At 57.6% G+C, this 12,893-nt stretch carries 13 protein-coding genes; 2 read left to right on the top strand and 11 right to left on the bottom strand.

Annotated elements, in window-relative coordinates:
• Window positions 1-68: 68 nt before the first annotated feature.
• Both DOP62_RS07270 and DOP62_RS07265 read right to left on the bottom strand, forming a co-directional pair.
• The gene (locus tag DOP62_RS07270) at window positions 69-359 is read right to left on the bottom strand and encodes a hypothetical protein (RefSeq protein ID WP_208676019.1); all 291 of its coding nucleotides are present in this window, start codon (window positions 357-359) and stop codon (window positions 69-71) included.
• Window positions 360-849: 490 nt separating this feature from the next.
• On the bottom strand, window positions 850-1,707 hold the full coding sequence (locus DOP62_RS07265; protein ID WP_261790010.1) for a tetratricopeptide repeat protein: 858 nt from the start codon (window positions 1,705-1,707) through the stop codon (window positions 850-852).
• Between the two features lie 254 nt (window positions 1,708-1,961).
• Between DOP62_RS07265 and DOP62_RS07260 the strand changes: the two genes are divergently transcribed.
• Window positions 1,962-2,777 carry a hypothetical protein gene (locus tag DOP62_RS07260; protein ID WP_261790011.1) on the top strand — a complete coding sequence of 272 codons (816 nt, stop codon included), beginning with the start codon at window positions 1,962-1,964 and terminating at the stop codon, window positions 2,775-2,777.
• On the opposite strand, the gene DOP62_RS07255 is transcribed toward DOP62_RS07260, so the two are convergent.
• Window positions 2,725-4,638 carry a DICT sensory domain-containing protein gene (locus DOP62_RS07255; RefSeq protein ID WP_208676021.1) on the bottom strand — a complete coding sequence of 638 codons (1,914 nt, stop codon included), beginning with the start codon at window positions 4,636-4,638 and terminating at the stop codon, window positions 2,725-2,727. The two genes, DOP62_RS07260 and DOP62_RS07255, sit on opposite strands and share 53 nt — an antisense overlap.
• Window positions 4,639-4,733: 95 nt before the next feature.
• On the opposite strand from DOP62_RS07255, the gene DOP62_RS07250 reads away from it, so the two are divergent.
• Window positions 4,734-5,477 carry a DUF554 domain-containing protein gene (locus tag DOP62_RS07250; protein WP_208676023.1) on the top strand — a complete coding sequence of 248 codons (744 nt, stop codon included), beginning with the start codon at window positions 4,734-4,736 and terminating at the stop codon, window positions 5,475-5,477.
• A gap of 6 nt (window positions 5,478-5,483) precedes the next feature.
• On the opposite strand, the gene DOP62_RS07245 is transcribed toward DOP62_RS07250, so the two are convergent.
• From DOP62_RS07245 to DOP62_RS07210, 8 genes are all read right to left on the bottom strand, one after another.
• Window positions 5,484-6,395 (bottom strand): alpha/beta fold hydrolase, encoded by a 912-nt coding sequence (locus DOP62_RS07245; protein WP_208676025.1) that lies wholly within the window; start codon window positions 6,393-6,395, stop codon window positions 5,484-5,486.
• Entirely contained in the window at window positions 6,392-7,519 is a 1,128-nt protein-coding gene (locus tag DOP62_RS07240; RefSeq protein WP_208676027.1) for an iron-containing alcohol dehydrogenase family protein, read from the bottom strand. The genes DOP62_RS07245 and DOP62_RS07240 overlap by 4 nt, the downstream gene beginning before the upstream one ends.
• Before the next feature lie 77 nt (window positions 7,520-7,596).
• Complete coding sequence (locus DOP62_RS07235) at window positions 7,597-8,682, bottom strand: hypothetical protein (RefSeq protein ID WP_208676029.1); 1,086 nt, start codon at window positions 8,680-8,682, stop codon at window positions 7,597-7,599.
• Window positions 8,683-8,768: 86 nt separating this feature from the next.
• Window positions 8,769-9,743, bottom strand: coding sequence for a hypothetical protein (locus DOP62_RS07230; RefSeq protein WP_370538760.1), 975 nt, complete (start codon window positions 9,741-9,743; stop codon window positions 8,769-8,771).
• A 43-nt stretch (window positions 9,744-9,786) separates the two neighbouring features.
• The gene (locus DOP62_RS07225) at window positions 9,787-10,323 is read right to left on the bottom strand and encodes a KdsC family phosphatase (RefSeq protein WP_208676031.1); all 537 of its coding nucleotides are present in this window, start codon (window positions 10,321-10,323) and stop codon (window positions 9,787-9,789) included.
• The gene (kdsA, locus tag DOP62_RS07220; protein ID WP_208676033.1) at window positions 10,320-11,174 is read right to left on the bottom strand and encodes a 3-deoxy-8-phosphooctulonate synthase; all 855 of its coding nucleotides are present in this window, start codon (window positions 11,172-11,174) and stop codon (window positions 10,320-10,322) included. The genes DOP62_RS07225 and kdsA overlap by 4 nt, the downstream gene beginning before the upstream one ends.
• Window positions 11,156-11,890 (bottom strand): 3-deoxy-manno-octulosonate cytidylyltransferase, encoded by a 735-nt coding sequence (kdsB, locus tag DOP62_RS07215; protein ID WP_208676035.1) that lies wholly within the window; start codon window positions 11,888-11,890, stop codon window positions 11,156-11,158. The genes kdsA and kdsB overlap by 19 nt, the downstream gene beginning before the upstream one ends.
• 14 nt (window positions 11,891-11,904) lie before the next feature.
• Entirely contained in the window at window positions 11,905-12,876 is a 972-nt protein-coding gene (locus DOP62_RS07210) for a KpsF/GutQ family sugar-phosphate isomerase (protein WP_338429317.1), read from the bottom strand.
• Window positions 12,877-12,893 lie beyond the last annotated feature (17 nt).

Here is a 12,893-nt window from a genome sequence, read left to right as displayed (position 1 = left end):
CGATCGCCCAGTCAGGAGTGCAGCAGCTCCAAGCGATCGCCCATCCGATCAGTACTGAGTCACTGAGTCTAAGACACCCACTCCGCAGCATTGCGTGAGGGCTGGTGCTCCTGCCAATCGACGCCCAATAACCAGCCCCCCCAGCTTTGCGGACGATTTTGCCAGTCGAGTACTGCAGCTTGTGGTCGGGCTAAGAGGCGGTGATGGGCGAGTTCCGGTAAGGATTGCCAGTGTTCGTGAGCGCAGCCAGCTTGCTGTTGGTTGGCCTGGACAATTTCTTGCGCCAGACTCGTCGCAAGGAACAAAAATCGGGCTTGGTCAAAGCTGTAGATGAACTGAACATGGCTGCTCGATCGCAATGGGCATACCGCAGACAGGGCAACGTGGTGTGGCGTCGGCAGAATTGACCGTTGACATAGCAGGGTTAGGCGTCGATAGGAATGCTACTATTCCCACCTCTCTTTCAGAACCGGACATGAGACTTTCAGCTGTATCGCGGAGCACAAACTTAACGGTTTCAATAATATTCTTCAGTTGCTTCTCGACATCTGAACTCATTGCAGACTCGCTGCCTTGTAAACAGGTTCTTGCAAAACTTCTAATACCTTAGAAGCTCGATCTTGATCGCCTTTTTTGCCGCTACAGCTCTGGTCTATGCTTCGGTCAAAATTACACTTCTGCCCCAAGATAAGGACTGCCGTGACCTATCGAGGTCAGGCTATCAAAGCATTGTGATGACAACCAACTCCGAGCTTTTCAAGAATTTTTACCTCAGTTGTTTGGGTTTTGACTGGGAATTATTTCACTGCAGTACTTGAGTCAACCCGCGTGAGAAGTTTTCGTGAGTGCTTAGTTGGGTGGTGGCGGAGGTACTGTGGGTGGCGTTGATTCAGGCGGTGTGGCAAGAGCTGGAGGCGCGGCTGTTGTAGGTGCTGCTTTAGGAGCGAGCTGTTGGATCTGATCGCGATACTGAGCTGGGGCGATCGCGATCGCTTCTCGAAAAATTGGCGCTGCTTTTTGGCTGTCACCCTGTTGCTGCAAGAGCAAGGCTTTAGCGAGCAGTGGACGAAAGTCGCGGGAATTGCTCTGAATACTGCGGTCATACAGAGCGATCGCATCAGTGATTTGACCTTGATTGGCGTAGACCTGCGCCAACATTAGATCGATACTCACCTGATCTGCTGGTGAAATCTTGCTGGTCTGGCGCGCTTTTTGCAGGAGATCGACTGCTGCAGTGGGTTGTTTCTGATCGAGCAACAGACGGGTAAAACCGCGCAACGCCTCTAGATGCGTGGGCGCTTTCTCCAAGATCTGGCGGTAGGTTTGGGCAGCTGCTTCGCGATCGCCTAATTGCGCTTGCGTTTGTGCCAGCAAGACTCGATAGGCGGGCTGCTGCGGTTGGAGTTTAGCCAAACGCTGTAAGGGTGCGATCGCTTCCGATAGCTGTTGCTGTTGCAGATAGACCCCAATCAGCGATCGCAGGGCAGAGAGATTATCCGGATCGCGTTGCAACACCGTTTGGTAGGCATTGGCTTGAGCGGCTGCCAACTCGCGATCGCGCGGGGAATTGGCGCCTGTAGGTCGCAGTAGCGATAGTAATAAAGGCAATGCTGCTGCAATCATCAAAGCAATAAGAGATGCTCCCAGCAGGCTATCCACCCAGCGCTGGCGTCGAGACTGACGCGGCAGATTCACATTTGACACCACAGGCTGTCTCCCAGCAGACGGCGATCGTAAATACACAGTCAGGGGCTAGTTGGGCCCGAGCCTCTTAGCTGAGACTTGAGAAGCTATTTTGACATCCTCCTCGCCCGATCGCATGGGCATCTAAATCCGTCACCACCTTGCTTTGGGAGCTCACCTGAGACTCTTTCCTAGCCGGCGGCAGGGAATGCCAGCCCCAAGCGCTATCCTTAGTGCCAGTGCCAATCTTGGCCATTGCTCCTCCTCCTCCGTCACCCATGCGCCCCGCTCCGATCCCTCCGGCTAGTGAACCGCTGCAATACCGAGCTATTGGCTTGGTGCGCGGACGATATCAGCCCGATCCCGAGGTGTTCACCAAAGGTAGTCTGATTGCCAGTGACGGTGCCTGTCTGGATGCGGTGCTGTTGGGCCGGGTGCTCAGTCTGGTCAAAAAGCACATTGATCTCAGCCAAGAGCATCTCTGGGTGGTCTATCCACGCACCCGCGATCGCGAAGGCGGACTGCATGTGCAAATTGTCGGCCTCTGGGAACCGGAGATGCTGACCAAGCGATCGCAACTGACGCCTGGCATCCGGCCTCCCAGCCCGCCCAAGCTCCAAGTCTCGGAAAACTTTTTCTCGATTCGCGGCGAAGTGGTGTTTACCCGACCTGATTTGCAGCGAGTCGTCGTCCGCATTAGCCAACAGACCAAAACAGAACCGGGTGAACGACCGGCAGGCTTTAAGCTCGTGCTCCAAGGCACCCTTGATCTCCGGGCACTCCATCACTTCTGGGATTTCCAAGTCGAACGGCAAGGCGAAGCTTTAGTCGTCCGCCAAGCAGAAGCAGTGGCTGCTTTACCGGGGCGTCGGCCAAAACCCAAACCCCAACCTCGGGGTCAAGGGCAACCAGATCGGCGATCTGTTAGCCATGCTGGTCAGACGGGTGAGGCTCGTCCGCAGCGCAGTACGCTCCCTCGTCGTCACGACCCCAGCGATCGTCCCCGCCCGCAAGCTTCGGGTCAGAAAGCGCCTCGGCCAATCAAGTCAGTGCGTTTGCCGTCTGCGGATGCCGGGTCGCCAGAGGAAGAGTGAACTGAAAGCGGGTGCCACGATCGCGGCCTTCTGATTCTGCCCAGATATGCCCGCCCAGTCGCTCGACAATCTGGCGGCAAATCGCTAGCCCGAGGCCACTGCCGCCCTGACTGCGCCGTAGAGCGCCGTCTTCTTGGTAGAAGCGATCGAACACCGCTTCGAGGCGATCCGGTTCGATTCCTCGGCCATCGTCGGTAATGGCGACTCGCAAGGCGCGATCGCCTTCGACGACCGCCGTAATCGAAACGTGACCTTGGGCGCTGGTGAACTTGCAGGCGTTGTCCAGCAACTTGATCAGCACTTCCACCAGCCAGTCGCCATCGACCCGCACTAGGGGCAAGCTAGCGGGCAGCTTTTGCTCAATGCTGGGCAGGGAGTCGCGCTGATGCCGCGATCGCAAGCCACTCATGGCCATGGCAACGCATTCATCCAGCGCCAGCGACTCTGGATGCCAGTCAATCCGGCCACTTTCCAAGCGCGAGAGTGTCAGGAAGTCCTGAACCAACAGGCGCAACCGCTCCGCATCATCCAAAGCCGTCTGCAACATCACCTGCCGCAGGTCTGCACTCATATCCGGTTCACTGGCCAAACTTTCGAGACAGACCTGCACAGTCGACAGAGGCGTGCGTAGCTCGTGGCCAATAATCGCTGTGAGATTGCTGCGGGTGCGTTCCAGGTTTTCTAACTGCCGGAAAGTCTGGGCTTGAATCAGCGCTACGCCAATTTGAGTCGCGATCGCTTCCGCTAGTTCTTGATCGGCTAGTTCCCAAGGCTCGGCAGTCGCTTCGCGATGGAGTTCAATCATCCCGATCAGCTCTTGGCGATATTGCACGGGAATCAGGAGCCAATGGGCAATGTCCCATTGCTGTCGCATCGCTTTGATGTAAGGCAGGGTCGCCTCAGGATCATCGACGGTCAGACGAATCGCTTTGCGATCGGTGGCGACTTGCTGGAACAGTGGATTCTCTTGAAGGGGCCAGAGGCGATCGCCTAAAGAAGCTGTCTCTGCTTGGCGATATTCATGCTCGACCAAGATTTGTTCTGTCTCGGGCGTGCAGGCATAGATCAAACAGCGGTTGGCCGCTAGCGACAGCCCGAGTTCCCGCGCGGCGATTTCGAGGACCGCTTCAGGGTTGAGTGACTGTCGTACCGCACTACTGATCGTGTTAATCAGTTGTTCCTTACGGGTTTGTCGGGCCTGGGCGCGATAGGCCTTGAGTAGCTTGTATTGTCCGGCTTGCAAGTAGTTGAGCAGACGCTCGGCAAAAGGCGTTTCGACGCTAGGAGCACTCGCTTCGGCAGGAGGTAGCGCTGCGATCGCCGTTTCCGTTTGCGCTTGCAAATCGGGCCGCAATTCAGCGATCCGTTCCAGCAAGAGTTGCGCAGCTACCGTCACCACCCGGCGATCGGTGGTCCAAATGCCCTCGAAGCGGCGCGCTGTATCCATCGCCGGTTCCAAGGGGCCTTGGCGATCGAGCTTCTCCAGACAAATCAAGCAACCTGTGGTGCGCGGGCCAATCACCACCAAGTTCCATTCCAGAGCCAGCGGATCTGAGGGCGGAAAGGCAACTGCAGGGTAGGTATCCGCGTCAGCAAAGCGCGATTCTGCGGCAGCCAGCACAAACTGAGCGCTCGTCACATGGGCGAGTCGTTCGTAGCGATGGGCTTCTTGGCGATAGAAGCGCTCGCGCTGGAAACTGGCGATCAGTAACGGCTTCTCATCCGTGGCAAAAACGAGATCTTCCAAGGCATGGGACAGCGCCGTCAGCGAGGCCTTGAAGTAGATCTGCGGACGCGGCAAATCCACAAAAGATTGCTGCCGCAAAATTTCGAGCAACTGAGCAAGAGTGGAATCAGCCATCGCAGGGATAGAAATCTGTTGCCTTTGGCCGCGTGGTTCCCTCAGTCTACGATTGCATCCGCGTTAGGCTGCCTGCGGTTCCTTGGCAATTTTTCATGAGTTGGGAAATTTGGTCGCGTCTAAACGGAACGGTCTACAACGGCATGGCTGTGGCGATCGGGGGCTGTTTGGGCGTTTGGCTACGCGATCGCCTGGCTGATCGCTACCGACAGCGCCTCACCCAAGCAGTGGGGCTGATCACGGTGGTGGTGGGCTTGCAGATGACTCAGCAACTCCAAAACGCACGCGGTCCCCTCGACAGCATTGTTGTCGCGCTGCTGGCCCTGACGTTGGGCGGCCTCGTGGGCGAAGTCACTCAGCTGGAAAACCGTATTCAACGCTGGAGCGATCGCCTGCTTCGACAAGGGCAGGGTGGTGCTGAGGGCTTTGTGGCGGCCAGCCTCCTGTTTTGTGTGGGTCCGATGACGCTGATTGGCAGTCTGGAGAATGGCCTAAACGGCGACCCCCGCTTACTGCTGATCAAGGGCACGATGGATGGCCTCAGTGCGATCGCCTTAGCGGGTAGCTACGGTCGCAGTGTGTTGCTGTCGATCGGCACGATCGCGGTCAGTCAGGGTGGGGTTTCTCTGACAGCGGCCTTGTTGAGCCAGGGCATTCCCGACCCCAGTCAGTCGCCGGCCTTGTTGCTGTTCACCGGCACGGGGGGACTGTTGATTCTGGCGATCGCGGCCAACTTACTCGGCATTGCTCGACTACCCACGATCACCTTTTTGCCAGCACTAATCCTGGCACCTGCAATCGATTGGGTGGCTCGCTGGTTGGTCAGTCTGCTGGCTTGAAGTGCTTCACATCGGCAAGCTTGCCACGAAATTTGCGATCGCCTCTGCGGTTGCTAGGGGTTGTTCAAGGTGGGGCACATGGCCACAGTCTTCTATCCAAACCAGTTCGTTTTGGGGCAGTAACTGCTGAAAAACGGCAGCATCTTTGGTGCCCAGAATCTGATCTTGGCGACCCCAGATTAGTTGGGTCGGTTGCTGGAGTTGTGAGAGGCGCGATCGCATGGAACCGTAGCCACCACTACGGGTAAAGCGCCGTAGCCCCTCACGCCAGCCCGGTTGCTGGAGATGGAGCGCCGCACAAGTTTCGGCATCGGGTGTGACCCAGCGCTTTGGATCGTGGTAGGCCCGTTCACTAATGCGACGGCGCACATCAGGTCGTCCCAAGAAGTCCACCGCCCAACCATCCAAAGGTGAGGGCAAGAAGCGACCAATCCACGGCCCTGGTGCAATGCCAGCACTGTCGATCAGCACCAGCGCCGCTACTGCTTCGGGATGGTGCAAGGCAAAATCGATCGCGATCGCGCCGCCCATCGAAGCCCCGACCAGCACGATCGGTTTTTGATACCAAGCCTGCCAGCAACCCCAGAGATGCTGCCGGATTGTGGCTGGACTGATCTCTAGTCCTTCAGGCCGCTCCGTGAAGCCAAAGCCGAGACAGTCCACAGCCCGCACGGAATGCTGATTGGCAAGTTGCGGCAAAAGGCGGCGGAACTCAAACACCGAGCTATCAAAGCCATGGAGGCACAGCAGCGGGCGATCGCCTTGCCTCCACTGCACAAAGCTGGTTTCGATCGGTGCTTCCCGCAAATCGGTCGAGATTGCTTGCCACTGAATCGCAGCGGCCAAATTTTTCGAAGTCTCTTCCGTGAGGTCAGCAACCGCTGCACCGAGGCGCGTTGCAGGTGCGATCGCGGTCATTCAGCCACCACACTGCTGCTACGAGCGATCGGAGCCGTCGTCGAAACTATGGCTGCTAAGAGCTGATCGGGGTCAACTGCGAAGGGCAAATGGTGAATATCGGACTCGGGCGCACAGGCCAGAATGGCCGCTTGCTGTAAGTCCGCCAAGCTGACGGTTGCTAAGCCCATGTCTGACCATTGGCGTGGCAGTCCAAGATCCGCATAAAAGCTCAGGAGTTGTTGCCGAGCAGTTGCAGCCAGCGGATTGGTTCCTTGCAATTCCTCAAGCCGGAGCTGCACCAAGATGCCGAAGGCAACCTTTTCGCCATGCAGCCAATCATGACAAGCGGGCAGGTGAGTCAAGCCATTATGCACTGCATGAGCAGCAACCGTGCGGCACTGCGCCCCACCCAAACCACCGATGACGCCAGCGAGTAAAACAGTGGCTTCTACCACTTCGCACCATTGCTCACCACCGGGTTCGGCGATCGCGGCAGCCGATTTCTGGAAGAGCAGGTCGCGTAATACGCGGGCTTGCTGAACCGCTGCCACCACTAAAGTTTCTTGGCGATGACTGCTACTCACCGATGCTTCGTACCACTTGGCGATCGCATCACCAATTCCTGCCGCCAAAGTCCGTTGGGGCGCTTGGACAATCAATTCAAAGTCAAGGATTAGCAGTTCGGGGCAGCGATCGAGGCCGACATCGTAGAGCCAAGCGCCGGCATCGGTGTAGACATTCGCCAACGCAGTCCAAGCCGCGCAGGTGGCGGCACTGGTTGGCACCGTGATCACCGGCAGCGCCAGTTGATGCCCGAGTAGTTTTGCCGTGTCGAGGGCTTTGCCCCCGCCCACACCCAGAATACAATCCGCTTGATGTTCGCTGGCCGCAGACCGCAGGCGTTCCAACACTGCTTCACTGCAATCTGGCAGGCTACTACCCCACGCCAGCGTCAGCGATTGTTCGGTAGCGATCGCTGTCAGACTGTCTTTCACCAGTTCTCTAGCGCGATCGCCGCCCACTACTAAAGGGCGCTGACCAATTCGGGCGATCGCGGTTCCTGCCTCTCGGAGTGCGCCCCAGCCCCGCAGAACTTGAGCAGGGGCAAGCAAAATCGGCGATCGCTGAGCAGTGGCAGACAAGGCAGGAGTCTCGCGGTAGACCTAAGTTCTGATCCTAGCGAGGAAAGTTAGTGATCTGGCTTAGGCTCCAGAAGCTCTCAAATCTTGGGCTGGGTCTGTAGCTGGTTCACAATGACTGCCACACCGCGCTCTACTGATCGCCCGTCGAGACGATTGCTAAAAGCAGCAATGCAGCGATCGCGATCTTCATCCGTCAGTCGTTTAGGCGTTATCAAAGCAGTTCGAATCGCTTCCGTTAGAGGAGGGACTGCAGCCCCAGCGATCCACTGAAAGTTTGGAAAAGCTTGCAGGTGTCGGTAACGACTGGCAGGGCCATTTGGAAAGAGGTCAAAGGCGATCGCGGCTTTACTCAGCATGACTGCTTCCTCCAACACCGTCGAAGCGCGACTGATCACCAAATCGGCTTGCTGCAAAAGCGTATAGGTATCAGGCTGATCCTGCGGCCAGAGCAGGGTTGTCCTCTTTTGGAGGTCAGGAAACTCGGCCAGCATCTCTGCGTAGAAATCTGGGTGCTGCGGATCGCGGGGATGACGCTTGATCACCACCTGTCCTGCAACTCCTTCCAGTGCAGTGAATAGACAGCGCAGATAGTCGCGGTAGCACTGCTGTGGATTAGGGCGATCGTCGTATTCCCGTTGCAAAGTCGTAGCGACGAGAATCAACGGCTGATCAAAATTAAGCTCAGCCGATTGTGGACTCGTGAGTAGGCGATCGTGGAGCGGATTGCCAACAACCTTGAGTTGAGAGGACGACCAGTGATAGCGATCGCACAAAACCTGCTCGGCATAACGTCCCCAAATCAGCAGCGTTTCAGAAGCGGCGGAGGCTAAACTCGCCAAACTTTCCGCATCGGTGCCGCCGTGCTGGCTGCAGATCGTAGCGATACCTTGCTGGCGCAGCCAACGTGCCACGCGAATCCCCAAACGATGTGCCTCGGGGAAGAGTTGATGATCCAGACAAAAGAGCCCCACGCTCTGCTGAGGATTGGCGTGGAGATAGCGCAGCGGCCAGAGCGATCGCGATAGGCGGCAACCGGAACCGACCAGCGATCGCAATTCACGAGCTTTCACTTCCCGTTCCGTTGGCAGCAATAACCAGATGTCGAAAGGGCGATCGCCTTCGGTTCCTGCCTGAATCTGGCGCAGCGCTTGCAGATAGGGCACCAAGACTCGCAGACAAGCCCGCGAGTAAATCAGCGCCGCAATTTGCGGACGAGGACGAATTACTAACCGTCGCGGTAGCCGCTCAATTATGGAGAGAACGACGGTTTTTTCCCGAAAAAATCCTGGGCGATCGCCTTGCCCTGCTGTTTGAGTCGATGCAGGCGATCGCGGCTTTCGTCGCGCAATTCCTGACCAATGGCACTGCTACTGCGCCACGCCCGATTGAGCCAGCGACCGCGCCGTCCCGACCAGTCGGGCAGCAAGGCAATCCGCCGACAGACCCCGCCTTCCCGCAGGGCAGCTGTAATTGTGGCGCGATCGAGAGCACCACTGGCGATCGCCTCTAAATAAACCTTCTCCCACAGATCCGCCGCTGGATGGTGGGCAAAGCGCCAAGGCTGGGTTTCCAAATCAGTGAAGTGCAACAGCTTCGTATCTGGCTGCACCACATCCAGATGATTCCAGCCTGCTTCCAAATCCTGAACTTTGAGGCCAAAGCGATCGCAGAACTGCGGCCCCAAGAACATCAAATCGGTGTAGGAGTAGTCACCGACCGACAAACCCGCCAGAATCGCCTGTGGATCCCAGTGACGCAGTTGAGCGCAATCCAGCAGCATCACGCTGGTCAGGTAGCTGGCGTGGGCTTGTTGCCGCAATGGTGCCAAGTGGCGGCGATCGTAGCGGCGACGACTGACTGCAGCCGTGACGGGTACGGCAGCAACAGCAGCATCCCCCAAGTCGCGATTGAATAATTCCGCCAAATCCGTCAACAGAATTTGGTCAGAGTCGCAGTAAATGGCCCGCCCTTCGTAGCCACAGAAGTGGGGAATGGCATAACGCGCCGTGGAGAAGCGGGTGGCACCACCCATGCGATCGCGAATGGCTTCCGGTAGCGGTAGCTCTGAGCCATCGGGACGACGCACCGTACCGCGATCGCCCAGCAGACTCCAGACTTCCAGCGGCCGTTGAGTCAAGCGCTGAATCGAGTAAACCAGCACCCGTTCTTCCACTTGGTTGCGGGCACTGCTGCCGATGAAGAGGCGGATCGGAGACGGATGCATGGCGAAAAACCTCTCAGAACGCGATCGCGAATCGAAGCCGAGGCTAGGCCACGGGCGTATGGCGCAGACTTAGTCGCCCCTGACTGCGGAGAATTTGGTCACAGATTTCCCGCACCGCTCCGCGCCCACCCGAGCGAAATGTGACATAGCGGGCGACTTGGCGGGCACTGCGATGGGCATTGCGGACGCTGCAACCTAAACCGACTTGGCTCAACACCTTGCAGTCGTTGAGGTCGTCGCCCACGTAGGCGACCTGCTGCAGATCGATCTCCAGTTCTTGGCAGAGTTGCTGCAGCTTGCTGAGTTTGTCTTGGACATGGAAGTAAGCGTGGCGAATGCCCAGCTTTTCCGCACGTCGCTGCACGGTTGGCGAGGGACTGGCCGAAAGAATCGCCACCTCAATGCCGTTGTCGAGCAGTTGGCGCAAGCCCATACCGTCGTGGACATTGAAGCGCTTCAGCTCTTGGCCTTCCTCGGTGTAGTAGAGACCACCATCGGTCAATACGCCATCCACATCGGTGACCAGCAGACGCACCGCCGCAAACCGCGATCGCCAGCGCCAGCGTTGCAACCAGATCATGCCGAGGCTCCCACCGGTTCTGCCACGGCTTCCCGTACCCGCAGAATCTGACGCAGGGTGGCTTCCAGATCCGCCAAGCGAATCATGTTGGGGCCATCGCTTAGGGCTTGGTCGGGGTTTTCGTGGATTTCCATGAACAGGGCATCAATCCCGACAGCGGCTGCAGCTCGTGCCAAAACTGGCACAAATTCCCGTTGACCGGAAGAGCGATCGCCGGCTCCACCTGGGATTTGGACACTGTGGGTGGCATCAAAAACGACGGGACAGCCCAGCTCGCGCATGATTGACAGCGATCGGAAATCCACCACTAAGGCGTTGTAGCCGAAGCAGCTGCCACGCTCGGTCAGTAACAGGTTTTCAGCGCCGCCCTGCCGCATTTTATTGACGACATTTTTCATGTCCCAAGGAGCCAGGAACTGCGCTTTTTTGACGTTAACCGTGCGTCCCGTAGCCGCTGCTGCCAGCAACAGATCAGTCTGACGACAGAGAAAGGCCGGAATCTGGAGAATATCGACCACTTCCGCGACGGTCGCCGCTTGATGGCTTTCGTGAATATCGGTCAGGACAGGAAGCCCCAATTCAGTCTTGACCCGCTCCAGAATCCGCAAGCCTTCTTCGAGGCCGTAGCCACGGAAGGAACCGATCGAGGTGCGATTGGCTTTGTCAAAAGACGACTTGAAGACGAACTGCACACCAAGGCGATCGCAAATCTTGGCGATGCTCTCCGCCATCTTGAGGCTGAAGTCTTCGCCTTCAATGACACAAGGTCCACCGAAGAGGGTCAGCGGGCAGCCATCCCCAATGCTGAAGCGATCGCCGACCTTGGCTCGAATTAGCGTTGGCTCGCCCATGCGTTTGCCCTCTCCAGATCGTCTGCTGTGTTGACTTCAATGACCTTATCGGCACAGGGCACCACCCGGATCCGATAGCCCTGTTCTAGCACCCGCAACTGCTCCAAACTTTCGCAGCGTTCCAGTGGGGTCGGTGGGAGTTGGCGATATTGCGCCAGAAAATCGCGCCGGAATGCATAGAGGCCAAAGTGATGATAGACCGGCAGATCATGAACCACAGCCCGCGGATAGGGAATCGCCGATCGCGAGAAGTAAAGCGCATTACCCCGCTGATCGCAGACTACTTTGACCGTGTTGGGATCATCGGCATCGCGATCGGGATCGTAGGGGCCGCCCACCGTTGTCATCTCCGGCAGTTCCCCCGCTCGATAGGGCGAGACCAGCGCTTGCAGCAATCCCGGTGTCACAAAGGGTTGATCGCCTTGGACGTTAGCAATCACCTCACAGTCCGGAAACTGGAGACTCGCTTCCGCAACGCGATCGGTGCCTGAAGCCAGATCTGCACTGGTCAGAATCGCTTCCGCGCCAAAAGCCGCCGCTGCATCCACGACTCGCTGATCTTCTGTGGCGATCGCGACTTGATCGAAGACGTTGCTGGCGATCGTGGCTTCGTAGACCCACTGCAACATTGGCCGACCGGCGATCGGCAACAGCACCTTACCCGGTAGCCGCTCCGAGGCGTAGCGAGCGGGAATTACCGCCAAAATTCGAACCATGGACTGTGCTGCTCCTAGATCCCACTGCGGATCAAATCATGAATCCGCACCAGTCCGAGACAGCGGTGTGCCGCATCCACGACGGGAAGCACCGAAATCTGTGAGGGGCGATTTTCCATCAGGTGCAGGGCATCGTAGGCGAGCAGGTCACCATCAACCGCGATCGGTTGGGGTGTCATAAACTCCGCCGCTGTAATTTGGTCGAGCTTCGCGGGACTAGTCTGCTCCAATAGCCGTCGGAGATCGCCATCCGTCACTAATCCGGAAAGCCGACCATCTGCTTCCACAATCGGCACAGCTCCCAGCCCACCGCGGCTGATCGCCGTCACCACTTCCACAAAACTGGCTTCCGGCGGTAGCAGCGGCAATTCTTCGCCTTGGTGCATGACATCCGCCACTTTTAAGGTCAGGCGTTTCCCCAGTCGCCCTGCCGGATGATTGAAGGCAAACTGCTCCGACGTCACCGATCGATAGTCCATTACCTGAGCGGCCAAGGCATCCCCGATCGCCAGCGCCACCGTCGTGCTAGCCGTTGGTGCCAAGTTCAAAGGGCAGGCTTCGCGATCGACCGAAGCATCCAAAACTGCCGCCGCTGCCCTTGCCAAAGTGGACTGCATGTTGCCCACGATCGCAATAATCGGCACCGATCGCCGTTGTAAATGCGGCAGCATCGCCAGCAACTCGTCGGTTTCGCCACTGTTACTAAGCATGACGATCACATCCTGCTCGGTGACAATTCCCAGATCGCCATGCAACGCATCGCAGGGATGGAGAAAAGCTGAGAGTGTACCGATACTGAGCAGCGTGGCGGTAATCTTGCGGGCGATAATGCCGGACTTGCCGACTCCGCTGAGCACCACCTTGCCGGAACAATTAGCAATCAACTGCGTCGCAGTCGCGAAGGCTTCAGCATCCGCTCGCTCAGCGGCCCGCCGAATCGCCTCTGCTTCTAAATCCAGAATCTGTCGAAATAGGAGAGGAGCCATGGCTATACTTTGGCAGC

Source organism: Synechococcus elongatus PCC 11801 (genome assembly GCF_003846445.2).
Classification (GTDB): Bacteria; Cyanobacteriota; Cyanobacteriia; order Synechococcales; family Synechococcaceae; genus Synechococcus; species Synechococcus elongatus_A.
This window is presented reverse-complemented; position numbering and strand designations above follow the sequence as displayed.

Coding starts and splice junctions, on each gene's coding strand:
- DOP62_RS07210 (WP_338429317.1), bottom strand. CDS start 12,876: ATGGCTCCTCTCCTATTTCGACAGATTCTGGATTTAGAAGCAGAGGCG.
- kdsA (WP_208676033.1), bottom strand. CDS start 11,174: ATGGGCGAGCCAACGCTAATTCGAGCCAAGGTCGGCGATCGCTTCAGC.
- DOP62_RS07245 (WP_208676025.1), bottom strand. CDS start 6,395: ATGACCGCGATCGCACCTGCAACGCGCCTCGGTGCAGCGGTTGCTGAC.
- DOP62_RS07230 (WP_370538760.1), bottom strand. CDS start 9,743: ATGCATCCGTCTCCGATCCGCCTCTTCATCGGCAGCAGTGCCCGCAAC.
- DOP62_RS07255 (WP_208676021.1), bottom strand. CDS start 4,638: ATGGCTGATTCCACTCTTGCTCAGTTGCTCGAAATTTTGCGGCAGCAA.
- DOP62_RS07225 (WP_208676031.1), bottom strand. CDS start 10,323: ATGATCTGGTTGCAACGCTGGCGCTGGCGATCGCGGTTTGCGGCGGTG.
- kdsB (WP_208676035.1), bottom strand. CDS start 11,890: ATGGTTCGAATTTTGGCGGTAATTCCCGCTCGCTACGCCTCGGAGCGG.
- DOP62_RS07250 (WP_208676023.1), top strand. CDS start 4,734: ATGAGTTGGGAAATTTGGTCGCGTCTAAACGGAACGGTCTACAACGGC.
- DOP62_RS07260 (WP_261790011.1), top strand. CDS start 1,962: ATGCGCCCCGCTCCGATCCCTCCGGCTAGTGAACCGCTGCAATACCGA.